Below are 23487 nucleotides of genomic sequence, written 5' to 3'. Positions count from 1 at the left end.
GACCCATCCGTCGCGCCGGATCAGCCCAGCCACAGCGAGGTGATGAGCCACCCGTGCGGGGTCCGGCGCGAGGGTGGGGTCCGGGTGATGCGGCCCGCGAGGGCGAAGACGCGGTGGCCGCGCGTGTAGGAACCGAACAGCTCGGCGGTGTCGGCGTCGACGGCGCGTATCCGGGTGCGCAGCAGAATCGCGCTGCCGGCATCCGTGTGGGCCTGCCGCAGCGCGTCGTGCAGGGCGGGGTCGAGCACCGCCTCCAGTTGCGTGTCCGGCCGGCGTCGGTCGACGATCTCGAGGACCAGCCGGACCGCGCGCTCGGCGAAGGCGGCCGCCGTCGGATCGACGGTGGGTGAGTGCGGGACGGCGACCGGGATCGCCCGCGCCGGGCGCGGTGACCTCCCGTCGTGTGCGCTCGCCCGTCGGCTCGCGTACCGGCGCGGCCGATCGCACGCGTGCCGGACCGGCGGTTCGTAGGGCGGAATCCGCAGGACGTGGCGGCTACCGGAGGTGTCGGACATGCGTCTCCCTGGTGACGTGCGCGGCGGGCGTCCGCGACCGAGTCGGATCGGTCGTGACCCGCGACCGAATCGGATCGGTCGCGCCCGCGACGGTGCGTGGTCGACCCCGGGAGAGGACGGAGCCGTCGTCATGGTGCCACAGCCACGGCACGGGTGCCTGCCGAACCGTTTCTGTCGCCGACGGGCGGTTCGCGACTCTAGGGTGGGTGCGTGCGGGGATTGGTACTGGATTTCGGTGGGGTTCTCGCGGGACCCGGAACGGACGGGCGTGCGGTCGCGGAAGTGGTGGCCGCGCTGCGTGAGCGGGGTGTGCGGACGGCGATCCTGAGCAACGACCCCGGTGGGCCGGGCGCGGACCGGCTCCGGCGGCTCGGCGGTGGGCGCTTCGTCGACGAGGTGGTGCTGTCCGGCGACGTGGGTGTCGCCAAACCCGACCCGCGAAGCTATCTGCTGGTGGCGGAGCGTTTGGGTCTGGAGCCGGCGCAGTGCGTTTTCGTCGACGACCTCGTCGTGAACGTGCGCGGCGCGGCTGCCGCCGGGATGGTCGGGGTGCACCATGAGCGTCCGGATGTCGCTGTGGCCGAACTGACCGTACTCTTCGAGCTGAGCGCCCACGACGAGGCGCCCGTGACCTCCGTGCCCGTGCCCTCCGCTGCCGAGGACGCGGCCGCGGACCGGGGTGAGGGGGACACTCGCTGATGACGACCCGCATGACCGCGCAGGACGCGTCGTTCTACTTCCTGGAGACGACGAACACCCCGATGCACATCGGGTCGCTCGCGATCCTCGCCGAGCCCGAGGGCGGCTTCGACTTCGAGACGCTGCTGCAGCTCGTGGAGCGCCGCATCTCGGAGGTACCGCGCTACCGGCAGAAGGTGCGGGAGGTCGCGCTGGGGCTGGCGCGTCCGGTGTGGGTGGACGACCGCGATTTCGACATCGCGTACCACGTGCGTCGCTCGGCGCTGCCGCGTCCCGGTTCGGACGATCAACTGCACGATCTGCTCGCGCGGTTGATCTCGCGGCCCCTCGACCGGACCCGGCCGTTGTGGGAGATGTACCTCGTCGAGGGTCTCGCCGGAAACCGGTGCGCGCTGTTCACGAAGTCGCACTCGGCGCTCGTCGACGGTGAGGAGGCCCTCGACATCGGTCAGGTGCTGTTCGATTCCGAGGTGCAGCCGCGGCAGGTGCCGGAAGAGCTGTGGATGCCGGAGCAGGAACCGTCGGACACCGCGCTGGTGATCGGTGCGCTCGCAGACCTGGTGGCGCGGCCGGGTGAGGGGGTCGCGTTGGTGCGTTCCGTGGTCGGCAATCTCGCCTCCACCGCGACCGAGGCCCTCGACGTGGTCGGGCGCCTCGCCCGGACCGCCGCGCAGTCCGCGCCGGAAAGCCCACTCAACGAGTCGATTTCGCGCAGCCGCCGGTTCGCGGTCGTCAGGTCCGATCTGGAGCTGTACCGCAAGATCCATTCCCGGTACGGCTGCAGCATCAACGACGTCGTGCTCGCGGTGATCGCAGGGGCGCTGCGGTATTGGCTGCTCTCCCGCGGTGAACCGGTGACCGAGGCGTCGGTGGTGCGGGCGATGGTGCCGATGTCGGTGTACACCCAGGACCCCGCGGACACGGAGGACGGCGAGAACGCGGAGACGATCCAGGTGCATCCCCAGGGCGAGATGTCGACCTTTCTCGTCGACCTGCCGGTGGGGGAGCCGAACGCGGTGGTGCGGTTGTCGCACATCGCCCACGCCGGCGAGGCCTACGCGCGGCAGCGCCGGCGCATCGCCGCGCAGGCCATGATCCGGATCTCGGGCTTCGCGCCGGCGACCATGCACGCGGTGGGTGTGCGGGTCGCGACCGGTTTCTCGCAGCGCATGTTCAACCTGATGATCACCAATGCGCCCGGTCCGCAGCATCCGCTGTATCTCGCGGGAATCCCGGTCCTGGAGATGTATCCGGTGTCCCCGCTGCTGAAGAATCAGGCGTTGAGCATCGCCCTGACGTCCTACGACGGGTCCGTCTACTACGGTTTGAATGCGGACCGCGATGCGATGCCCGATATCGGGGTGTTGACGTCGCTGCTGCAGGAAGCACTCGAGGAGTTGTTGGATGCCAGTAGGTAGGGGCAAGACGCGGGTCTACGTGCCGGCGACGATCGACATGCTGCAACGGCTCGTTGCCGACGGCGAGATCGAGGCGGTGAGCCGCACGGCGTTCGCCGTGACGGCCGCGTTGCGGGAGGCCTACACGTCCGGCGACGACGACGAGCTGGCCGAGGTCGCCATGGCGGAAGCGGCGCGGGCGTCGTTGAGGTTGCTGGCGGCCCGCGCGGACGACGGGTCGGCACCGGACCTGCCCGTGCGCCGGGTCGTGGTGGCGGCGGACGTCGCCGAGGCCGCCCCGCGGCCGGACCTCGACGACGCCGTCGTGCGGCTCGCGGCGCCGCTCACCCTGAAGTCGGTGGCGTCGGTGCACGTGGACCTCGAGGGGGCCGAAGCCGACGTGGCGCGGGCCGCGGAGGTGATCGACGCCGCGGACATGGGGGACGAGGAGGCCGAGTTCGTGCTCGGTGACGCGGAGGATCATCAACTCGCCTGGTACGCGACGCAGGAACTGCCGTTCCTGCTGGAACTGCTCTAGGAACTTGTCGACCACTTGTCCGTAACCTACGGCACCGTAACTTCTGGTAACCTACGGCACCGTAACCGCACTTGGCTGAGGAGAAGTGGTCGATGGGTCTGAAGGAGTGGATCGAGCGTCCCGCGGCGAACGTCGCGGCGTCCGAGCGGTCCGTGTCGAATCTGGTTCGCGGCGCGGTCGCGCGGTTCACCACGCCGCTGCTGCCCGACGACTACCTGCACCTGGTCAACCCGCTGTGGTCCGCGCGGGAGTTGCGCGGCCGCATCGTCGAGGTGCGCCCCGAGACCACCGATTCGGCCACCCTCGTCATCAAGCCCGGGTGGGGCTTCGACTTCGGCTACGCCTCCGGCCAGTACATCGGTATCGGCCTGCACATCGACGGACGCTGGCACTGGCGGTCCTACTCGCTGACATCCTCGCCGACGTGGAACGACAAGCTCATCTCCATCGCGGTCAAGGCGATGCCCGAAGGATTCCTGTCCAGTCATCTCGTCACCGGTGTTCCGGCGGGCACGATCGTGCGGCTCGCGGCACCGAAGGGCGACTTCGTGCTGCCCGACCCGCCGCCCGAGCGCATCCTGATGCTCACCGCCGGCAGCGGCATCACCCCGATCATGTCGATGTTGCGTACACTCGACCGCCGCGCGGTCGACCGCAGCGTCGAGCTGCCCGACGTCGTGCACGTGCACTCGGCGCCGACCGCGGTCGATGTGATGTTCCGCACGGAACTCGAGCAGTTCGACGCGACTCACGAGCAGTTCCGCTCCCACGTCCAGCTCACCCGCTCGCAGGGGAAGTTCACGCTGGACCGGCTCGACGAGCTGTGCCCCGACTGGCGTGAACGCCAGACCTGGGCCTGTGGTCCGCAGCAGATGCTCGACGACATCGAGAGCTTCTGGAAGAAGGCGGGTGTCGAGGACCGCCTGCACCTGGAACGGTTCGCGGTCACCAGGGCCGACACGTCCGGCTCGGGCGGCACCGTCACGTTCGCGAAGTCGGGCAAGACCGTGACCGTCGACGGCGCCACGACGCTGCTCGAGGCCGGTGAGAGCGTCGGCGCCCTGATGCCGTTCGGCTGCCGGATGGGAATCTGTCAGACTTGTGTGGTCCCGCTCGAGAAGGGGCACATCGTCGATCTGCGGTCCGGCAAGGAACACACCGAGGGTGAGCGTGTCCAGACCTGCATTTCCGCGGCTGCCGGGGATTGCACTCTCGACGCGTGACGTTCGCCGTCCGTTCCATAGAAGGACCCTGAGTGGCCATCACCGACATCAGTGCGTTCGCGCATCTCAGCGATTCGGACATCGAAGCGCTGGGTCGTGAGTTCGACGCGATCCGCCGCGACGTCGAGGACTCGCGCGGAGTGCGCGACGCGCGCTACATCCGCAACACGATCCGAGCGCAGAGGCTTCTCGAGCTCGGTGGGCGGGCGGCGCTGTTCGGCTCCCGCAAGCGCCCCCTGTGGGTGCTGGGCACCGGCATGCTCTCGCTCGCGAAGATCATCGAGAACATGGAGCTCGGGCACAACGTGATGCACGGGCAGTGGGACTGGATGAACGATCCGGAGATCCACTCCACGTCGTGGGAGTGGGATCAGACCGGGCCGTCGGCGCACTGGAAGCGCGCCCACAACTACGCGCACCACACGTACACCAACATCGTCGGTATGGACGAGGATGTGGGATTCGGCATCCTGCGGATGACGCGCGACGAGGCGTGGCGTCCGCGCAACCTGCTGCAGCCGATCGCGAACGTGATTCTCGCCGCGACCTTCGAGTGGGGCATCGCCCTGCACGACCTGGCGGCGCAGAAGGAGGCCGACGGGGCTCCACGCACGAAGTGGAATACGCAGGCCAACAAAGACTTTGCGCGCAAGGCCGCACGCCAGGTGTTCAAGGACACGGTGCTGTTCCCGGTGTTGACGGGGCCGGCGTGGCGCAGCACCCTGTCCGCGAATCTCACCGCGAACGTGATCCGCAACCTGTGGGCCTACGCGGTGATCTTCTGCGGGCACTTCCCGGACGGTGCCGAGAAGTTCACCGTCGCCCAGTTCGAGAACGAGACGCACGCGCAGTGGTACCTGCGGCAGTTGCTCGGCAGCGCGAACATCTCCGGCGGCCCGGTCATGGGCTTCATGACCGGGAACCTGAGCTACCAGATCGAGCACCACCTGTTCCCCGATCTCCCGAGCAATCGGTACCCGGAGATCGCGGCCCGGGTGCGGGCACTGTGCGCCAAGTACGACCTGCCGTACACGACCGGTTCGCTCGGCAAGCAGTACCTGCTCGCGCTGCGGACGATCCACAAGCTCGCGTTGCCGGACCGGTTCCTGCGGGCGACCTCGGACGATGCCCCGGAGACCTCGTCCGAGCGCAAGTTCTCGCAGGCCGGGGACGTGCGGGCCGCGGCGGGGGTGATGGTCGATCCGGTGACCGGGCGGCGGCGGGGTCTGCTCACGGCGCTGCGCGCCAATGCGGAGGCGAAATTTGCTGCGCGCCGGGCGAAATGATCTTGATCTGTGATTCCGCTCACAGCAGGAAAATCCACTAACCTACGGGGCCGTAACTTACGGTAGGGTAGGCGCATGGCCATTTCGGACATCAAGGAGTATGCGCACCTGACGGAGGCGGACGTCGAGGCCATCGGCCGCGAACTCGACGCCATCCGTCGCGATATCGAGGATGCGCGCGGCGAGCGGGACGCCCGCTACGTCCGCAATACGATCCGCCTGCAGCGCGGACTCGAAATCGGTGGGCGCGCAGTGCTCTTCGGTTCCCGCAAGCGCTCGTTGTGGCTGCTGGGCACCGGGATGCTCTCGCTGTCGAAGATCATCGAGAACATGGAGCTCGGGCACAACGTGATGCACGGGCAGTGGGACTGGATGAACGACCCCGAGGTGCACTCGGCGAACTGGGAGTGGGACAACGCCGATCCGTCGGCGCACTGGAAACAGACCCACAACTACCTGCACCACAAGTACACGAACATCCTCGGCATGGACGACGATGTGGGATACGGGCTGCTGCGCGTGACCCGCGACCAGCGCTGGAAGCCGTTCTTCATCGGCAACATCGCCTACAACGCGATCCTCGCCTCGCTGTTCCAGTACGGCATCGCGATCCAGCTGCTCGAGCTCGGCAAGGTCGTCCAGGGACGCGACGACCGCGAGCGCACCAAGCAGCTCGGCAGCGAGGTGCTCGCCAAGGTCGGCAAGCAGACGCTCAAGGACTACGTCGTGCATCCGGCACTGACCGGCAAGGCGTGGAAGTCGACGCTCACCGCGAACGCGACCGCGAACTTCGTGCGCAACATCTGGACCAACGCCGTCATCTTCTGCGGGCACTTCCCGGACGGTGCCGAGAAGTTCACGAAGGCAGACGTCGAGAACGAGACGCGCGCCGAGTGGTACCTGCGGCAGATGCTCGGTTCCGCCAACATCTCCGGCGGTCGTGTCATGGACTTCATGACCGGCAACCTGAGCTACCAGATCGAGCACCACATCTTCCCGGACCTGCCGTCCAACCGGTACCACGAGATCTCGCTGCGCGTGAAGGCGCTGTGCGAGAAGTACGACCTGCCGTACACCACGGGCCCCCTCGCGGTGCAGTACTGGAAGTCGTGGCGGACCATCGCCAAGCTGTCGTTGCCGGACAAGTACCTCACCGACACCCGTGACGCGGCTCCCGAGACGGCGTCCGAGCACGGCTTCGGCGGCGAGGCGGCCGTCGATCCGCTCACCGGTCGCCGGGTCGGGCTGGCCACCGCGATCGAGAAGACCCGGAAGCGCGGGTTCGTCCGCCGCGTCCTCGGGATGCGCTGAGCGCCGACGATCCACGGCGACGGCCCCGGCTCCGTTGAGAGCCGGGGCCGTCGTCCGTCCGTGCTCACCGCCGGGCGGAGGCGAAGCCGCTCACCAGGTTTCGTTCTCGGTGAGCGAGGTCAGCAGGCCCCGGACCGCGTGCGCGCGACGCAGCGACTTGCCTTCGAGTCCGTCGAGGGCGCACTCCGGATCGGCCGGTGGGCCCAGATGGGTGCAGCCGCGCGGACAGTCCTCCACGGCCTCGGCGAGGTCGGAGAACGCGGCGACCACGTCCTCCGCCGAGATGTGTGCGAGACCGAACGACCGGATGCCGGGAGTGTCGACGACCCAGCCGCCGTCCGGCAACGGCAACGCGACCGATTGGGTCGAGGTGTGCCGGCCCTTGCCGACGCCGGAGACCTCGCCGGTCGCACGGTCCGCGTCCGGCACCAGGCGGTTGACCAGCGTCGACTTGCCGACGCCGGAATGCCCGATCAGTGCGGTCACCGAATCGGTGATCAGCTCGGTGAGCGCGGTCAGATCGTCGCCGCGGCCGACCAGCATCACCGGCAGATCCAGATCGGTGAACTGCGCCGTGAATTCGTCGGGGTCCGCGAGATCGGACTTCGTCAGGCACAGAACGGGGGACAGGCCCCCGGCGTAGGCCGCGACCAGGGCGCGTTCGACGAGACCCGTCCGTGGCGGGGGATCGGCCAGCGCGACGACGATGAGCAATCGCTGGGCGTTCGCCACGACGATCCGCTCGAACGGATCGGTGTCGTCGGCGGTGCGGCGCAGCACCGTCTCGCGGTCGTGGACGCGCACGATGCGTGCGAGCGTGTCCGGGCGGCCCGTGAGATCGCCGACGACCCCGACACGATCACCGACCACGATCGGGGTGCGCCCGAGTTCACGGGCCCGCATCGCGACGATCGGACGGTCCGGATCGCCACCGAGCACGACACCCCAGCGACCGCGGTCGACCGAGAAGACCATGCCCTCGACGGCGTCGAGGTGGGCGGGGCGGTCCTTGGTGCGCGGCCGCGAGCCCTTGCCGGGGCGGACCCGGACATCGGACTCGTCGTACCGGCGCCGCCGGTTCAGGAGCGCGTTCCCGTCAGCATCGCCGTCCACAGCGACTCGAAACCGGGCAGCGTCTTGGCGGTCGTGCCGATGTCCTCGACATCGACGTCGTCGACGACGAGACCGATGATCGCCCCCGCGGTAGCCATGCGGTGATCGGCGTAGGACCGCCACTGACCGCCGTGCAGGGTGGCCGGCTCGATGCGCAACCCGTCCTCGGTTTCGGTCGCCGAACCGCCGAGCCGGGTGATCTCGGTCACCAGCGCCGCGAGCCGGTCGGTCTCGTGGCCGCGCAGGTGTGCGATGCCGCGCAGCCGCGAGGGGGTGCTCGCGAGGGCGGCCAGGGCGGCGACGGTCGGGGCGAGTTCGCCGACGTCGTGCAGGTCGATGTCGATGCCGCCGAGTTGCCCGGGGCCCCGCACGGTCAGGGTGCCGTCCGACCAGGTGACGGTCGCGCCCATGCGATCGAGGATCCCGCGGATCGCGTCGCCGGCCTGGGTGGTCGACTTCGGCCACATCGGCACCGACACCGCGCCGCCCGTGACAGCCGCGGCGGCGAGGAAGGGGGTCGCGTTCGACAGGTCCGGTTCGACGTCGACATCGATCGCCCGGATCGGGCCGGGTGCCACCCGCCACGTGTCCGCCTCGGAGGTGTCGACGTCGACACCGGCGGCACGGAGCATCTCGACGGTCATGTCGATGTGCGGCATCGACGGCACCGGTTCGCCGTCGTGGCGGACGGTGACGCCCTCGTCGTAGCGGGGCGCCGACAGCAGCAGTCCGCTGACGAACTGCGAGGACCCGGACGCGTCGATGGTGACGGTGCCCCCGCGCAGGGAGCCGGTGCCCCGCACCGTGAACGGCAGGCCCTCGCCGCAGATGTCGGCACCGAGGGACCGCAGGGCACCCAGGACCGTGCCCATCGGCCGGGTCTTGGCCTGCTCGTCACCGTCGAAGTGCACGTCTCCCTCGGCCAGCGACGCGAGCGGCGGCACGAACCGCATGACCGTACCCGCGAGTCCGCAGTCGACCTCGCCCCCGCGCAGGTCGCCGGGGACGACGTCGAGGGTGGTGCCCCCGTCACGTTCGGTGATCGTCGCTCCGAGTCCGCGCAGGGCACCGATCATGAGGTCCGTGTCGCGGCTGCGCAGAGCCCCGGCGATCGTCGAGGGACCGTCGGCGAGGGCCGCGAGGATCAACGCGCGATTGGTGATCGACTTGGATCCGGGCAGCGTGACTGTCGCGTCGACGGGGGACTCGGCTCGGGGGGCTCTCCACAGGCTCACCCGACCATCTTCTCCCATCGCCGGATCCCGGTGTGCACCCGGCGCGGCCGACGCGGGGAATCCGGCGGTCGGAGCCGGCTGCCACACTCGACGTATGTGCGGCAGGTATGCGACGACGGCGGACCCGGCGACCCTCGCGGCGGAACTCGACGCGATCGACGAGACGGGCGGGGGTGAGGTGGGCGACCCCGACGCCGCCAACTTCAACGTCGCCCCCACGACGCAGGTGCTCGCTGTCGTCGCCCGGCACGATCGGGAGAATCCCGACGATCCGGTGTCACGCCGGATCCGGCGCATGCGGTGGGGTCTGGTGCCGCCGTTCGCGAAGGAGATCGGCAAGAGCGCGCCGCTGTTCAACGCCCGCTCCGAGACGGTGGCCACCAAACCGTCGTTCGCGCAGTCGCTGCGGTACAAGCGCTGCCTGGTGCCGATGGACGGCTGGTTCGAGTGGCAGGTCGAACCGACACCGGACGGCAGGACCGCGAAGGTGCCGTACTACATGTCCCCGGCGGACGGATCGCGGATCTGCACGGCCGGGCTGTGGGCGGTGTGGCACGATCCGAAGAACCCGGACGCGGCGCCGCTGGTGAGCACCACGATCCTGACCGCCGACTCGGTCGCGCAGCTGCGCAACGTCCACGAGCGGATGCCGCTGATCCTGCCACCGGAGCGATGGGACGCCTGGCTGGACCCGGACAGCCTCGGTCATCCGGATCTGATCCGCCCGAGCCTCGACGCGGTCTCGGCGATCACCGTGCGCCGGGTGTCGCCGAAGGTCAACAGTGTGCGCAACAACGGTCCCGAACTGCTCGCCCCGGACGACGGCAGCGGCGAGCAGATGGCGCTGCTCTGACGGAGACACCAGGCAGATCCGCACACCGGTCCCGTCCGCCGGTGCGGCCTGTGCCGGTTCCGCTACGCCGGTCTCAGCAGATGCGGGTACCGCTCGCGCCGGCCGGCCGGGACGATCGAGTTCAGCACGAACCGGATCTGCCGGGCCGTGTACTCGTCGAGCGTGTACAGCGGGCCGAAGTGCCACTGCTTCAGCGCCCACCCGTGCGCGAGAAGCATGAAGTCGAAGACGATGAGGTCGACGTCGACGGGGCTGAACTCCCCGGTGGCGATGCCCGCTTCGAGGGTGGTGCGCAACGGAGCCGCGGTGGCGACCTCGAGTTCCTTGATGCGTTCGCGGCCGGCCCGGTCGAGGGTGCGGCTCTCCCGGTAGGTCAGGACGACCGCGTCGAGGTTGTCGTCGACGACCTCGAGGTAGCGCCGCATGCCCGCGGCCAGGCGCTCCACCGGATCCTCGCCGGCGGCGTCCATCGCCGGCTCGAGCTGGTCGCGGAAGGAATCGAGGATGCCGGTGACGGTCGCGAGGAGCACGTCCTCCTTGCCGCCGAAGTACTTGTAGATCAGCCCGACGCTGACACCGGCCTCGTCGGCGAGAGCCTGCATCGACATCTGGTGGAACCCGGTCTTCTCCATCAGTCGCACCGCGGCCGCGAGCACCTGCTTGCGACGCGAGTGGGTGCGCACGGCGCGCACCGCCTCGTCGACGGTCAGCGCGTCGTCTCGGGTGGTCATGGGTGCTCCTCGTCGCCGATGGGTGAATTCACAGTACCGATCGCCGGACGGGCCGGTCGTCAGCGTGCGCCGATGGTGAAGCGGTGCAACAGCCGAGCAGTCTCGTCGGTTTCGATGAGCCGGCCGATCTCGTCGATCTCGGCGGCGAAACCGTCGGCACCACGGGCCGCGGCGATGCACCGCTTGGCCGCGCCGTAGGCGGCAGGCGGAAGTGCTGCGAGCCGGTGCGCGTGCCGCATCGCCTCGCCCTCGACATCGCCGTCGACCGTCCAGTGCACGATTCCCAGTTGCGCCGCCTGGCGGCCGTCGACGAGTTCGGCGCCGAGGACGAGGCGCGTGGCCACGGCGGGCCCGGCGATCCGGGTCAGCCGTTGCGTGCCCCCGGCGCCGGGCAGCAGCCCGAGCCCGACCTCCGGCAGCCCCAGCCGGGCGGACACGCCGGCGATCCGGAAGTCGCAGGCCAGCGCCAGCTCGAGTCCACCACCGGTCGCGGCGCCGGTGATCGCCGCGATCGAGGGCTTGGGCAACTCCGACAGTGCCTGCAGTGCGTGCTGCAGATCGGAGGCGAAGCGGGCCAGACGCTCCCGGCGATCGGGGGCGGTGCGCCAGGACGCCATCATGGCGATGTCCGCTCCGCCGCAGAAGTGCCGTCCCGCACCGCGGATCAGCAGGGCGCGGATCCCGGTGTCGGCTCCGAGTTCGGCGACCGCCGCGGCGAACCGGGCGGTCTGCTCCTCGTCGAATGCGTTCACCGCGGGACGGTCGAGGGTGATGATGCCGACGCGGTCTTCGCGTGCGACGGCGACGCTCATGGTGCCTCCAGGATTCGGATGATGGATCCGACTGTGCCGGAACCGGATTCGGCACGAGTGCTCAGATGCCCAGGTCCTTGGCGACGATCGTCTTCATGATCTCGGTGGTGCCGCCGTAGATCGTCTGGATCCGGGCGTCGACGAACGCGCGGGACACGGCGTACTCGCGCATGTAGCCGTAGCCGCCGTGCAGTTGCAGGCAGCGATCCGCCACACGCACCTGCAGTTCGGTCGTCCACCACTTGAGTCGGGCGGCGCGGGCCGCGGACAGCTCACCGGCGACATGCTCGGCGATGCAGTCGTCGAGGAAGGTGCGGGCCAGATCCAGTTCGGTGGCCAGTTCCGCGAGCACGAACTGCGTGTTCTGGAAACCGGAGATCTTCGTGCCGAACGCGGTGCGTTCCTTGACGTAGTCGAGGGTCTGCGCGAACACCCCTTCGGCGGCGGCGACCGCGCCGATCGACAGCGACAACCGTTCCTGCGGCAGGTTGTGCACGAGCTGGTAGAACCCCTGCCCTTCCTCGCCCAACCGGTTCGCGACCGGTACGCGCATGCCGGTGAAGGTCAGTTCGCTGGTGTCCTGAGCGTGCAGGCCGATCTTCTCGAGGTTGCGCCCCCGGGCGAAGCCGGCGGTGCCGGCCTCGACGACGAGCAGGGTCAGTCCCTTGTGCGGATCGTCGGACGTGCGGGTCGCGACGACAAACAGGTCCCCGTTCTGCCCGTTGGAGATGAACGTCTTGGCCCCGTCGACCACGTAGTGGTCGCCGTCGCGCACCGCGGTGGTGCGGATGCCGGTCAGATCGCTGCCGGTGCCGGGTTCGGTCATCGCGATGCCCAGCACGGTCTCGCCGGACACGACGCCGGGCAGCCAGCGGGCCTTCTGCTCGTCGTCGGTCAGGTCCGTCAGGTACGGCAGCACCACATCGTTCTGCAGGGAGAACGCGATGCCGGCTGCGGCGTTCCCGGCCCGGTTGACCTCCTCGATCAGGATCGCGTTGTAGCGGAAGTCGTCCACGCCGGGGCCCCCGTACCGTTCCTCCACCGAGAAGCCGAGCAGGCCGAGCTTGCCGGCGTCGGTGAACAGGGACCGGTCGAGGCATGCGGCCCGTTCCCAGTCCTCGTGAACGGGAGTGATCCGGTCCCGCACGAAGCCGCGCGCGACCTCGCGGAACTGACGGTGTTCGGAGTCGTACTCGAGTCGGGCGTTCATAGTGATCCGTCCTTGACCTGGATGGCGGGGCTCACCGGGTGATCCGCGCGTCGGTGGGGGTGGCGAACAGGCCGGCGGCGAACTCGCCGGCGGCGATGTCGGTGGCCCGGTAGTGCAGTTTCTTGCCCGTCGCGCTGACCGGCAGCGACTCCACGAACCGGTAGGCGCGAGGTCGTTTGAACGACGACAGCATCGGATGGGCACGGCAGTGGGCGTCGAGATCGTCGACCGTCGGGACGGGATCGTCGGCGACGACGTAGGCGACGACGAGCCGCCCCCACGTGTCGTGGGGAACACCGACCACGAGCGAATCCCGAACCTGCGGATGGGCGTTGAGCGCCTCCTCCACCTGCACCGGGTGAACGTTCTCGCCGCCGGAAACCAGCATGTCGTCCTTGCGGCCGACGACGGTGACGAACTCGTCGGCGTCCCATGTGCCGAGATCGCCGATGTGCAGCCACCCCTGATGGAATTTCGCCTTCTCCTGGTCGGGGGAGTCGAAGTAGGCGTTGGCGCACTTGGGGGAGCGGACGATGATCTCGCCGACGTCCCGGCCGTTCCTGGCGACCACGTCGTCCGGGTCGGCGACCCGGTCCGCGTACACGTGGACCACCCGGACGTCGTCGTCGGTGCAGGCGCGGCCCGCACTGCCGGCCCGTGCCGGGAGATCCGACGGCCGCAGGAAGGTGTTCCAGAAACCCTCGGTGCTGCCGTAGCCGTTGAAGATCCGCGGGTTGAGCACCTGCTGGTAGTGCAGCGCCGCCTCCCGCTCCAGCGGGGCGCCCATCGTCACGATGCCGCGCAGGCTCGACAGGTCCCGCGGGTGCGCCTCCTGTGCGGAGGCCAGCATCGCGAGGTTGGTGGGCGCGCCGATGAGGAACGTCAGGCCGTGCTCGACGACGAGGTCGAGCACCCGGTCCGCGTCGAACGTCCGCAGCGGCACGACCTCGCCGCCGACATAGAACGTCGGGTTCGGCCCGCCGGAGTAGAGACCACCCCGGTGGAACCACGGCGTCATGTTCAGCGTCCGGTCCTCGGGACTCAACGGGAAGTGCATGATGACGTCGTGTGCGCTGAAGACCTCGATCATGCTGTTGAGCGGCACTCCCTTCGGCATGCCGGTGGTGCCGGAGGTGTAGAGCCGGGTGGTCTCGTCCCACACCGTGCGGTGCAGTGGCGGCAGGGCGATGCGGTCGGCGGCCAGAGACCGGTAGTGGATCACCGTGGTGCCGGGGACCTCGACCGGGTCGCCGTCACCGACGGCGACGATCAGCTTCGGGGTGTGCAGTGCGAGACGCAGTGCCTCCCGCACCGGGACGGTGAGTTCGGTGTCGTAGACGAACACCGCCGGGGCGCTCTTGTCCAGGACGAACGCCGTCTCGCCTGCGGCGAGGCGATGGTTCACCGGTGAGCCCACCGCGCCTGCGGCCTGCGTCGCGAGATAGAGCTCGGCGAATTCGACTCCGTTGAACAACTGGTAGGCGACGACGTCCCCGGCGCGTATCCCGGCGTCCGCGAGGCCGGTTGCGATGCGGTCGACCCGTTCGCCGAGCTGGGCGTAGGTCCACTGCTTCCCGGTGTCCGGGTCGCTGACGGCGACCCGGTTCCCGAAACGCCCGATGTTGCGGCGGAAGCCGTTGAGATACGTGAAATCGTTCTCGAAGAACTCCCGGTAGGCCCGGGGGTTGTACGACTCGCTCATTGTGCCCGTCCTCCTGATCCCGGCCTCAACCGGCCATGGTGAGACCGCCGCTGACGCTGATCACCTGGCCGGTGATGAACGACGCGGACTCCGACGCGAAGAACAGCACCGGCGCCGCGACCTCGTCGGGTCGGGCGAGCCGGCGGAACGGAATTGCCTTGATCAGTGCGGCCTTGAGCTTCTCGTCCTGTGCCTGGAACAGCGGGGTGTCGGTAGGGCCGGGGCACACGCAGTTGACGGAGATGCCGTGCCGGGCCATCTCGCGGGCCAGCGACTTGGTGAGGGCGATGACGCCGCCCTTGGCTCCGGCGTAGATGGACTCGCCCGAGCTGCCCACGCGGCCGGCGTCCGAGGCGAGGTTGATCACGCGGCCGCCGTTGCCCGCCTCGATCATGCCGGGGAGGAAGGCGCTGCAGACGTGCACCGGGCCGAGATAGTTGATGGCAACCACCTTCTCGGCGAATTCCGGTGTGGCATTGAGAAATTGGTCGGTCCGGTCCCAGCCGGCCGCGTTGACGACGACGTTCGGGACGCCGACCTCGGCGACCGTGCGCTCGCGCAGCGCGTCGACCTGGGAGCGATCGGCGACGTCGACCGGCAGCGCGGTGACGAGGTCGGGAAATTCCTTGGCGGTCGCCTCGGCGGCGGCGATGTCGAGGTCGGCGGCGACGACGCGGTCGCCCCGGCCGGCGAAGGCGAGTGCGATGGCCTTGCCGATCCCGGAGCCGGCCCCGGTGACCAGCGCGATGGTGGTGCTCATGGTGTCGATGCCCTTTCGGCTCGGTCGGGTGGGTCAGGCCTTGACGAACTTGCCGAACTCGGCGGGCCGCTTCTCCGCGAAGGCCTTCGCGCCTTCGAGGCCCTCGTCGGACTTGCCGAACAGGTCGAGGGCGGACATCGCGAGGTTGCTCAGGCCGGCTTGATGGTCGGTGTCGGCGTTGAAGGACTGCTTGAGGAATTTGATTGCGGTCGGGCTCTTCTCGGCGATCTCGGCGGCGACGGCCTTGGCCTCGTCCAGCAGCCGGTCGGCCGGGACGACCCAGTTGACCAGGCCCCAGCGCTCGGCGGTGTGGGCGTCGTACTGGCGGCACAGGTACCAGATCTCGCGGGCGCGCTTCTCGCCGACGACGCGGGCGAGGAAGGCGGAGCCGAAGCCGGCGTCGAACGATCCGACCTTCGGGCCGGCCTGCCCGAACTTGGCGGTTTCGGAGGCGATGGTCAGGTCGCACAGCACGTGCAGGACGTGTCCGCCGCCGACGGCGACCCCGTTGACCGCGGCGATGACCGGCTTGGGGATGTCGCGAATCAGCTTGTGGAGGTAGCCGATCTCGAACATTCCGGACTCGGTGGGGCCGTAGTCGCCGGTTTCGGCGCGCTGCTTGACGTCACCGCCCGTGCAGAACGCCTTCTCGCCCGCGCCCGTGAGGATCACGGTGGAGACGCGGCTGTCCGCCCAGGCACAGCGGAAGGCCTTGATCAGTTCTTCGACCGTCTTGCCGCGGAAGGCGTTGTAGCGCTCGGGACGGTTGATCGTGATGATCGCGGCGCGTTCGTCGATTTCGTAGGTGATGTCGTCGAATTCGGACATTGGTGACTCCTCGTCGGCTCGGATACCGGAATGGTGAGGCTTCGCTCATGAGAAGTGAATAGTGCTTCACTGCCTATGAACGGAGATTCACTATCCGAAGGTGTCAAGGGTCACACCGGAGTGGAACGGAAGAAGATGCCCACCGGCGCCGGTGTGTCCGACGGTGCGGAGCCCACACGTCGTCGGGCCCGGGTGAAGGTCGCCCCTCACCCGGCCCGACGACTCGTCCGTCCGCGATCCGCGCGGTCGCGGGCTACGGCCCCGCGGTGATCGGGGCGACGACGGCGCCGGTGAGGCGAATCAGATCCGCCGGGGCCAGTTCGATCTCCAGTCCGCGGCGGCCGGCGCTGCACAGCACCTGCCCCCAGTCCTGAGCGGACACATCGACGACGGTGCGCAACCGGCTGCGCTGGCCGAGCGGGGAGATCCCGCCGAGCACGTACCCCGTCGCGCGTTCGGCGTCGGCACGCTCGGCCATCACGGCCTTGCCGCCGGACAGGGCGCCCGCAGCGGCCTTGAACGAGAGCTTCGACGGCACCGGGATCACCGCGACCGCGAGTTTGCCGTCGGACAACTTCACCACCAGCGTCTTGAAGATCTGCCCCGGTGCGACGCCGAGCCGCTCACCGAGCACGTCGACGGCCTCGGTGCCGTACGACGCGGCGCGCGCGTCGTGGTCGTACTCGTGCACGCGGTGCGGCACCTTCTCGCGGGTGAGCAGTTTCGTGGCGGGGGTGGACGTCGAGGCCATGGCGACCACTCTAGGAAGAGGGCCCCCGTGAAAATGCCGCGGACCGGGAACAACCCGCCGAGGCCGGATGTTGATCAGGGGTGTCCGCCCCCTCGGGGTGGGCGAACAGTGACGGACGAACAGTGATCGGAGTGCCGCGTGCCTGTGCTGTGCCCACCTCGGCCGGTAGCCTTCACGGATACGGCAAGTGAAGGGATCGGTGTGGTCGAAGAGTCAGGTGCGGAACTGGCCGAACGGTTCGAGCGCGACGCGCTGCCGATGCTCGATCAGCTCTACGGCGCGGCGCTGCGGATGACCCGCAACCCGGCGGACGCGGAGGATCTGGTCCAGGAGACGTTCATCAAGGCGTTCTCGGCATTCGCGTCGTTCAAGGAAGGCACCAACCTCAAGGCGTGGTTGTACCGGATCCTGACGAACACCTACATCAACTCGTACCGCAAGAAGCAACGCCAGCCGGCGCAGTATCCGACGGACGAGATCACCGACTGGCAGCTCGCGGCGACCGCCGAGCACACTTCCACCGGACTGCGGTCGGCCGAGGTCGAGGCACTCGACGCGCTGCCGGACGATGCGATCAAGAACGCGCTGCAGGAACTTCCCGAGGAGTTCCGGATGGCCGTGTACTACGCCGACGTCGAGGGATTCCCCTACAAGGAGATCGCGGAGATCATGGGCACGCCCATCGGCACCGTGATGTCCCGCCTGCACCGCGGACGCAAGCAGCTGCGCGGCCTGCTCGCCGATGTCGCGCGCGAACGAGGATTCAACCGGGGTGGTGGCGCTGCGAAGGAGTCCGCCGGCGCGGCCACCGCAGCGGCCGCCGATGCGAACATCGTGAACGAGAAGGGGGGAGCTCGGTGAGCGAGCCGACCGAATTCGAACCCATCGACTGCTCCGCAGTGATCGCGGACGTGTATCTGCTGCTCGACTCCGAGTGCGACGACACGTCCCGCGAGCGGCTGCAACGCCACCTTCACGAATGCGGCGCGTGTCTCGAGGCCTATGGCATCGAGGAGAAGATCAAATCGCTGCTCAGCCGCAAGTGCGGCGGCGAGCACGCCCCCGAAGGGCTGCGTGAACGCCTGATGATCGAGATCCGCCGGACCGTCGTGGTGACCCGCACCGAGACGGAAGGCTGATCGAGCCGCCCGACAACGATCGAGGGGCCGGAAAGCGTGTGCTTTCCGGCCCCTCGACGTCTGTGCGCACGCCTCAGGCGTTGGGACGCTTACCGTGGTTGGCGGCGTTACCCTTGCGGCTGCGCTTCTTGCGGCCTCGCTTACCCATGGTCTGGACTCCTTTCTCGTTCATTACAGTGTTTCACGTGTGGTTGGGTGGTCCTGTCGGCAGGTCCGCCGTCATGTCCACGGATTGGGGTTTCGATGGCTGAAGACGTACGCGCCGAGATGGTTTCCACCGTCTTCGAGGTGGTGGTGAACAAGGGAGACGTCGTCGACGTGGGCGACACCCTCGTCGTCCTCGAGTCGATGAAGATGGAGATTCCCGTCATCGCCGAGACCGCCGGGACGGTCACCGCGCTCGACGTCGCCGTGGGTGACGTCATCCAGGCCGGCGACCTCATCGCCGTCATCTCCTGAGCGGCGAGGCACCGGTGTCGACACTCAGTGCCCTTCTCGCCCAGTACACCGACCTGCCGGGCGCGGCCGTGGATCATCTGCAGCGGGTCGTCGGGGAATGGCAGTTGCTCGCCGACCTGTCGTTCGCGGACGTGCTGCTGTGGGTCAACGCGGAGCCCGGTGGCATCGTGTGCGTGGCGCAGTGCCGGCCGACCACGGCCTCGACGGTGCTGCCGGAGGACTCCGTGGGCACGGTGGTCTCCGAGGACGAGCATCCGTACGTTCCGCGGGCGTTCGAGACCGGCAAGATCGTCGTCGCGGACGTCGACCCGACCGACCCGGTTCCGCTGCGCCGCCAGGCCGTCCCGGTGCGCTGGGCCGGCGAGGTCATCGCGGTGCTCAGCCGCGACGCCGCGCGCGTGTCCCGGCGTTCGACGAGCGCCCTGGAGACCGCCTATCTGGAATGCGCCGACGCGCTGTACCGGATGATCTGCGAGGGCACGTTCCCGACACCGGAATCCCGATCGGACACGAAGTCCAGTCCCCGTGCCGGCGACGGATTCATCCGACTCGACCGCGAGGGCCGGGTCGTATATGCGAGCCCCAACGCGTTGTCCGCCTACCACCGCATGGGCCTCAACTCGGATCTGGTCGGCCAGGATCTCGTCGCGACGACGCGCGCGCTGGTCACCGACCCGTTCGAGAGCCGCGATGTTTCCGACTACCTGAGCGGCGCGGTGGAGGGCCGTATCGGTCAGCGCATGGAGATCGAGGCGCGCGGCGCGACGGTGCTGCTGCGGGCGCTGGTGCTGGCACCGGGCGGCCGGCTCGAAGGCGCGGCCGTCGTGATCCGCGACGTCACCGAGGTCAAGCGGCGCGACCGCGCGCTGCTGAGCAAGGACGCGACGATCCGCGAGATCCACCACCGGGTGAAGAACAACCTGCAGACCGTGGCGGCGCTGCTGCGGTTGCAGGCGCGGCGCACGGGCAACGCGGAGGCACAGCAGGCGCTCGGTGAGGCGGTGCGCCGCGTCACGTCGATCGCGCTGGTCCACGAGGCCCTGTCGATGTCCGTCGACGAGGAGGTCGACCTGGACGACGTCGTCGACCGGTTGATCCCGATCGTCATCGATGTCGCGACGGTGGGGAGCCAGATCCGGGTGCGACGCGAGGGCAGTCTCGGTGTGTTCCCCGCGGACCGGGCGACACCGTTGGTCATGGTGCTCACGGAACTGGTCCAGAACTCCGTCGAGCACGCCTTCGACCCCGGGGTGCACGGCACCGTGACACTGCGGGCGGACCGCTCGGCGCGCTGGCTCGACGTCGTCGTCAACGACGACGGCAAGGGCCTGCCGGACGGCTTCGTGCTCGAGGATGCGGATCGGCTCGGACTGCAGATAGTGCGGACCCTGGTCGCCGCGGAACTCGGTGGGACGCTGCGGCTCGAGCGGGGCGAGGCGGGCGGAACCGACGCGTATCTGCGGTTGCCGCTCGGCCGGGTGCCGGTGACCTGACGGGTCGTCCGGCCCTGCCGCGGGCAGACAAAAGCCCGGCACCCGAAATGGTGCCGGGCCGTCTTCTTGCCCTGCGACGCTCTCCCTGCGGTGAAGCAGGGCTACGTCCGTGTTCCGTCTAGACCGCGGTGCGCGCGCGGGTGCGAGCGTTACGACGCTTGAGGGCGCGACGCTCGTCCTCGCTCATGCCGCCCCAGACGCCGGCGTCCTGACCGGACTCGAGGGCCCAGGACAGGCAGTCGGCGACGACCGGGCAACGGTTGCACACGAGCTTGGCATCAGCAATCTGCGCGATGGCCGGGCCGCTGTTTCCCACGGGGAAGAACAGCTCCGGATCCTCGTCGCGACAGATTGCCTTGTGGCGCCAGTCCATGCTTCTACTCTCCTTCGAAGGTGCTCTCCGCACCGGGGTGATGGTCTCTGCAAGTTCATGCGCGCGTCCGACGAGTGTTTCCGCGCGGTTACTTGTGAATGCTTTCACGAACGAGCGTGAAGTCAATAGAATTCGCCCCGACCGTGGGGAAGCTCACGCCACCGGTGTTCAGGCATGTTGTCGATCTAACTTTTTACACCCTTGACAACGTGAATGTCGCCCAATTCACATAATCCCATCAGTGGAATTCATCCCACGGGAGCCACCACATCGAGTATTGCGGGCACCGACACGAACTCGACCTCGGTGCGGCGACCCAGGTAGTCGCCGTCGGCCTGCAGACCGATCGGCCGGGAGGAGACCACCCGCACCCGCTCCACATCGTCGGCCCGAACCAGATGCTTCGACCGGGGATCGCCCTGCCGTGCAAGGAACTGCCGGATCACGCGCAGGCTCGGCAGCACGGACATCGTGCGCATCGCGAAGACACCCAGGCCGGTTTCGAAGGAAGTACCCGGATTGGTGTGGACCGGCCGCTCGTCCAGGAACGTCCACGGACTCGAATTCGACACGAACGCGTAGAAGACCCCGGACACCGGATCGCGGCCCGGCATTTCGACCGTGAGGGCGGGTTCGGCGCGCTTGGACGCGAAGAACTGGGCGATCGCGTGCCGCACGTAGCGCGCGGTCGTGACCTTCTTCCCCGCGGCCCGGCTGACGTCGATCGCCTCGCAGACCTGGGCGTCCAGACCCAGCCCCGCGTTGAACACGAACCAGCGGCCCGCGCAGTGCCCCAGACCGATCCGGCGGTGTGTGCGCTCGGCGAGCAACCCGAGGAGCTGCTCGGTCGCCTCCATCGGATCCGCCGACATCCCCAGCGACCGCGCGAACACGTTCGCGGAGCCGCCCGGCACGACGGCCAGCAGCGGCAGGGTGGGATCGGCCGGATCACCCGGAGATCCGAGCAGGCCGTTGACGATCTCGTTGACGGTGCCGTCGCCGCCGTGCGCGACGATCACGTCCATGCCGTCGGCGTGCGCGGACCGGGCCAGCTCCGCGGCATGACCGCGATGTGTGGTGTGCGCGACAGTGAGGGCGACGCTGCCGCCGAGCGCGTGCGCGAGCCGGTCCCGGCCTGCGGGAGTGGTCGTCGTCGCGTGGGGATTCACGATCAGCAGTGCGCGCACGGAACATCAGCCTAAGTGGTCGCGATCGGGTCCACTACGCTGGCCGGGTGCCCATCGAGTCCCCCCGCAGCATCGTTCCGCCGACCGTGCGCATCGCAGGGTCCCTCGTCGTCCTCGAGGGAGTCGTCGCGATCGCGTTCGCGGTGTACTCGGTCGTCCGTGCCCTGTCCGGGACCCACGACCAGAGCGTCACCAACGGATACGGCCTCGCGCTGTGGCTGGGCATCCTCTTCGGTGGCGTCCTCGCCGCCGGGATCGCGCTGCTGCGCGGCAAGCGCTGGGGCCGGGCCGTCGCCGTCGTCGCGCAGTTGCTGTTGCTGCCGGTGGCATGGTCGCTGCTGACGGACTCGCACCAGGTGGTCCTCGGGATCGTGCTCGCCGTGATCGTCCTGCCCGCGCTGGTGCTGCTGTTCGCGCCGCAGACGACGACCTGGCTCGCCGAGGACTATGCGCCGGATGCCGAACCGGAGGAAGGCCCGGACGGGCGCTGACCGGTAGTCAGCCGCCGGTGCCCAGCGCCGTCAGCGCGTCGCCGGTGAGGCGGAACGTCGTCCATTCGTCCTGCGGTATCGCACCGAGCGCACGGTAGAAACCGATCGACGGTGTGTTCCAGTCCAGCACCGCCCAGCTCAGCCGGCTGTAGCCGCGTTCGACGCATTCGGCGGCCAGCGCCGCCAGCAGCGCGCGGCCGTGACCGTGCCCGCGGTGCCCGGGACTGACGAACAGGTCCTCGAGATGGATCCCGTGCACGCCGTCCCAGGTGGAGAAGTTCAGGAACCACAGCGCCAGGCCGACGACCTCGCCGCCGTCGGACTCGGCCACGTGCGCGAACGCGGCCGGATTCGGACCGAACAGGGCCGTACGGATCTGCTCGGGCACCACGGTGCATTCGTCGGGAGCCTTCTCGTACTCGGCGAGGCCGTGGATCAGGCCGGTGACGGCGTCGACGTCGTCGGGGCGGGCGCGGCGGATCACGATCGGTGCCAACCTTTCCGGTAGGAAGCGATTCGCGGGATTCGCGAAGTGGCATCAATTCTCGCGTGTGGAGGGGAAGTGCGCGAGGATCGACGCGTGACAACGGTACTTGCGGTGGCAAATCAGAAGGGTGGCGTCGCGAAGACGACCACCGTCGCGTCGCTGGGGGCGGCATTGGCAGGGGTGGGACAGCGGGTACTCGTCGTCGATCTCGACCCCCAGGGATGCCTGACGTTCTCTCTCGGGCACAACCCGGACCGGCTCGAACGGTCCGTGCACGACGTGCTCGTCGGCGACGCCGAAGCGAAGGAGGTTCTGCTCGACACGGACGAAGGGGTGAGCCTGCTGCCCGCGACCATCGATCTCGCGGGGGCCGAGGCTCTGTTGCTCATGCGGCCGGGACGTGAGTTCGCGCTGAAGCGGGCGCTGGCGCCGTTGCTCGCGAACGTCGACGTCGTGATCATCGACTGCCCGCCGTCGCTGGGTGTACTGACACTCAACGGGCTGACCGCCGCCGAGGCGGTGCTCGTGCCGTTGCAGTGCGAGACCCTCGCACATCGCGGCGTCGGCCAGCTGCTGCGCACGGTGTCGGAGGTCAAGCAGGTCACCAATCCCGGGCTGGAACTGCTCGGGGCGCTGCCGACCCTGTACGACGCGCGCACCACGCACAGCCGGGACGTGCTCGCCGATGTCGCGGACCGGTACGACCTGCCGGTGCTGTCGCCGCCCATTCCCCGAACGGTGCGGTTCGCGGAGGCGTCGGCGTCCGGTGCCACGGTGCTCGCCGGCCGGAAGAACAAGGGTGCGCAGGCCTATCGGGAACTCGCGGAGAACCTGCTCGAGCACTGGGCCGGCAACGACCTGGTGACGTTCGACCAGCAGTAGCCCGCCCGCTCG

Annotated in this window: 27 protein-coding genes; 13 read left to right on the top strand and 14 right to left on the bottom strand. The window is 68.9% G+C overall.

Translation table 11 applies throughout. The features are described from left to right. Positions 1-20 precede the first annotated feature (20 nt). Positions 21-515, bottom strand: coding sequence for an Rv3235 family protein (locus A8G15_RS08690; RefSeq protein ID WP_068157962.1), 495 nt, complete (start codon positions 513-515; stop codon positions 21-23). 210 nt (positions 516-725) lie between these two features. Here A8G15_RS08690 and A8G15_RS08685 point away from each other — a divergent pair, with 210 nt between their 5' ends. The 6 genes from A8G15_RS08685 to A8G15_RS08660 all read left to right on the top strand — a co-directional run bounded on the left by A8G15_RS08685 (position 726) and on the right by A8G15_RS08660 (position 6969). Next, the gene (locus A8G15_RS08685; RefSeq protein ID WP_082899755.1) at positions 726-1214 is read left to right on the top strand and encodes an HAD family hydrolase; all 489 of its coding nucleotides are present in this window, start codon (positions 726-728) and stop codon (positions 1212-1214) included. Continuing rightward, entirely contained in the window at positions 1214-2632 is a 1419-nt protein-coding gene (locus A8G15_RS08680; RefSeq protein WP_068157960.1) for a WS/DGAT/MGAT family O-acyltransferase, read from the top strand. The genes A8G15_RS08685 and A8G15_RS08680 overlap by 1 nt, the downstream gene beginning before the upstream one ends. After that, positions 2619-3149: a DUF6912 family protein gene (locus A8G15_RS08675; protein WP_068157957.1), complete on the top strand. Its 531-nt coding sequence runs from the start codon at positions 2619-2621 to the stop codon at positions 3147-3149. The genes A8G15_RS08680 and A8G15_RS08675 overlap by 14 nt, the downstream gene beginning before the upstream one ends. A 92-nt stretch (positions 3150-3241) precedes the next feature. Continuing rightward, positions 3242-4372, top strand: coding sequence for a ferredoxin reductase (locus tag A8G15_RS08670; RefSeq protein ID WP_068157954.1), 1131 nt, complete (start codon positions 3242-3244; stop codon positions 4370-4372). Positions 4373-4404: 32 nt separating this feature from the next. Further along, on the top strand, positions 4405-5658 hold the full coding sequence (locus A8G15_RS08665) for a fatty acid desaturase family protein (RefSeq protein ID WP_068157951.1): 1254 nt from the start codon (positions 4405-4407) through the stop codon (positions 5656-5658). Positions 5659-5733: 75 nt separating this feature from the next. Continuing rightward, positions 5734-6969, top strand: a complete 1236-nt coding sequence (locus tag A8G15_RS08660) for a fatty acid desaturase family protein (protein WP_068157949.1) — start codon at positions 5734-5736, stop codon at positions 6967-6969. 90 nt (positions 6970-7059) lie between these two features. Here A8G15_RS08660 and rsgA read toward each other — a convergent pair whose 3' ends face one another. Together rsgA and aroA are read right to left on the bottom strand one after the other, a co-directional pair. Then, positions 7060-8082: a ribosome small subunit-dependent GTPase A gene (gene rsgA / locus A8G15_RS08655; protein ID WP_068157940.1), complete on the bottom strand. Its 1023-nt coding sequence runs from the start codon at positions 8080-8082 to the stop codon at positions 7060-7062. Beyond that, positions 8049-9335: a 3-phosphoshikimate 1-carboxyvinyltransferase gene (gene aroA, locus A8G15_RS08650; protein ID WP_068157995.1), complete on the bottom strand. Its 1287-nt coding sequence runs from the start codon at positions 9333-9335 to the stop codon at positions 8049-8051. Before aroA ends, rsgA begins: the two co-directional genes overlap by 34 nt. A 76-nt stretch (positions 9336-9411) precedes the next feature. Here aroA and A8G15_RS08645 point away from each other — a divergent pair, with 76 nt between their 5' ends. Further along, a complete protein-coding gene (locus A8G15_RS08645; RefSeq protein ID WP_068157937.1) occupies positions 9412-10170 on the top strand; it encodes an SOS response-associated peptidase in 759 nt (252 codons plus the stop codon). Positions 10171-10232: 62 nt separating this feature from the next. On the opposite strand, the gene A8G15_RS08640 is transcribed toward A8G15_RS08645, so the two are convergent. From A8G15_RS08640 to ybaK, 7 genes are all read right to left on the bottom strand, one after another. Continuing rightward, positions 10233-10901 carry a TetR/AcrR family transcriptional regulator gene (locus A8G15_RS08640; RefSeq protein ID WP_068157935.1) on the bottom strand — a complete coding sequence of 223 codons (669 nt, stop codon included), beginning with the start codon at positions 10899-10901 and terminating at the stop codon, positions 10233-10235. A 59-nt stretch (positions 10902-10960) separates the two neighbouring features. Beyond that, positions 10961-11713: an enoyl-CoA hydratase/isomerase family protein gene (locus A8G15_RS08635; RefSeq protein WP_068157934.1), complete on the bottom strand. Its 753-nt coding sequence runs from the start codon at positions 11711-11713 to the stop codon at positions 10961-10963. A gap of 61 nt (positions 11714-11774) precedes the next feature. Then, positions 11775-12923 (bottom strand): acyl-CoA dehydrogenase family protein, encoded by a 1149-nt coding sequence (locus tag A8G15_RS08630; RefSeq protein WP_068157933.1) that lies wholly within the window; start codon positions 12921-12923, stop codon positions 11775-11777. Positions 12924-12954: 31 nt separating this feature from the next. Further along, complete coding sequence (locus A8G15_RS08625; RefSeq protein ID WP_068157932.1) at positions 12955-14625, bottom strand: class I adenylate-forming enzyme family protein; 1671 nt, start codon at positions 14623-14625, stop codon at positions 12955-12957. A gap of 25 nt (positions 14626-14650) precedes the next feature. Further along, a complete protein-coding gene (locus A8G15_RS08620) occupies positions 14651-15385 on the bottom strand; it encodes an SDR family NAD(P)-dependent oxidoreductase (protein WP_068157929.1) in 735 nt (244 codons plus the stop codon). A 33-nt stretch (positions 15386-15418) separates the two neighbouring features. Then, complete coding sequence (locus A8G15_RS08615) at positions 15419-16213, bottom strand: enoyl-CoA hydratase-related protein (RefSeq protein ID WP_068157927.1); 795 nt, start codon at positions 16211-16213, stop codon at positions 15419-15421. A 253-nt stretch (positions 16214-16466) separates the two neighbouring features. Continuing rightward, positions 16467-16964, bottom strand: a complete 498-nt coding sequence (ybaK, locus tag A8G15_RS08610) for a Cys-tRNA(Pro) deacylase (protein ID WP_068157992.1) — start codon at positions 16962-16964, stop codon at positions 16467-16469. A gap of 201 nt (positions 16965-17165) precedes the next feature. Between ybaK and A8G15_RS08605 the strand changes: the two genes are divergently transcribed. Beyond that, positions 17166-17825 carry a sigma-70 family RNA polymerase sigma factor gene (locus A8G15_RS08605; protein ID WP_068157918.1) on the top strand — a complete coding sequence of 220 codons (660 nt, stop codon included), beginning with the start codon at positions 17166-17168 and terminating at the stop codon, positions 17823-17825. Then, positions 17822-18103, top strand: a complete 282-nt coding sequence (rsrA, locus tag A8G15_RS08600) for a mycothiol system anti-sigma-R factor (RefSeq protein ID WP_068157914.1) — start codon at positions 17822-17824, stop codon at positions 18101-18103. Before A8G15_RS08605 ends, rsrA begins: the two co-directional genes overlap by 4 nt. A 73-nt stretch (positions 18104-18176) precedes the next feature. Here the strand turns inward: rsrA and A8G15_RS32485 are convergent, their stop codons facing one another. Further along, positions 18177-18251, bottom strand: a complete 75-nt coding sequence (locus A8G15_RS32485; RefSeq protein ID WP_022597109.1) for a 50S ribosomal protein bL37 — start codon at positions 18249-18251, stop codon at positions 18177-18179. Between the two features lie 95 nt (positions 18252-18346). Here A8G15_RS32485 and A8G15_RS08595 point away from each other — a divergent pair, with 95 nt between their 5' ends. Continuing rightward, positions 18347-18562: a biotin/lipoyl-binding carrier protein gene (locus A8G15_RS08595; protein WP_068157911.1), complete on the top strand. Its 216-nt coding sequence runs from the start codon at positions 18347-18349 to the stop codon at positions 18560-18562. A 14-nt stretch (positions 18563-18576) separates the two neighbouring features. Next, positions 18577-20055, top strand: coding sequence for a sensor histidine kinase (locus A8G15_RS08590; RefSeq protein WP_068157908.1), 1479 nt, complete (start codon positions 18577-18579; stop codon positions 20053-20055). 118 nt (positions 20056-20173) lie between these two features. On the opposite strand, the gene A8G15_RS08585 is transcribed toward A8G15_RS08590, so the two are convergent. Next, complete coding sequence (locus A8G15_RS08585) at positions 20174-20428, bottom strand: WhiB family transcriptional regulator (RefSeq protein ID WP_068157905.1); 255 nt, start codon at positions 20426-20428, stop codon at positions 20174-20176. Positions 20429-20676: 248 nt separating this feature from the next. Further along, the gene (locus A8G15_RS08580; protein WP_068157902.1) at positions 20677-21615 is read right to left on the bottom strand and encodes a diacylglycerol/lipid kinase family protein; all 939 of its coding nucleotides are present in this window, start codon (positions 21613-21615) and stop codon (positions 20677-20679) included. A 47-nt stretch (positions 21616-21662) separates the two neighbouring features. On the opposite strand from A8G15_RS08580, the gene A8G15_RS08575 reads away from it, so the two are divergent. After that, on the top strand, positions 21663-22106 hold the full coding sequence (locus A8G15_RS08575; protein ID WP_156665308.1) for a hypothetical protein: 444 nt from the start codon (positions 21663-21665) through the stop codon (positions 22104-22106). A gap of 7 nt (positions 22107-22113) precedes the next feature. Here the strand turns inward: A8G15_RS08575 and A8G15_RS08570 are convergent, their stop codons facing one another. Beyond that, entirely contained in the window at positions 22114-22590 is a 477-nt protein-coding gene (locus A8G15_RS08570) for a GNAT family N-acetyltransferase (RefSeq protein ID WP_068157990.1), read from the bottom strand. A 96-nt stretch (positions 22591-22686) separates the two neighbouring features. Here A8G15_RS08570 and A8G15_RS08565 point away from each other — a divergent pair, with 96 nt between their 5' ends. Next, a complete protein-coding gene (locus A8G15_RS08565; RefSeq protein ID WP_068157899.1) occupies positions 22687-23475 on the top strand; it encodes a ParA family protein in 789 nt (262 codons plus the stop codon). The last annotated feature ends 12 nt before the right edge of the window (positions 23476-23487 follow it).

The sequence above is a fragment of the Rhodococcus phenolicus genome (assembly GCF_001646785.1).
Lineage (GTDB): Bacteria > Actinomycetota > Actinomycetes > Mycobacteriales > Mycobacteriaceae > Rhodococcus > Rhodococcus phenolicus.
Note: the sequence above shows the minus strand (reverse complement) of the source record. Positions and strands in the feature narration are given on the sequence as shown.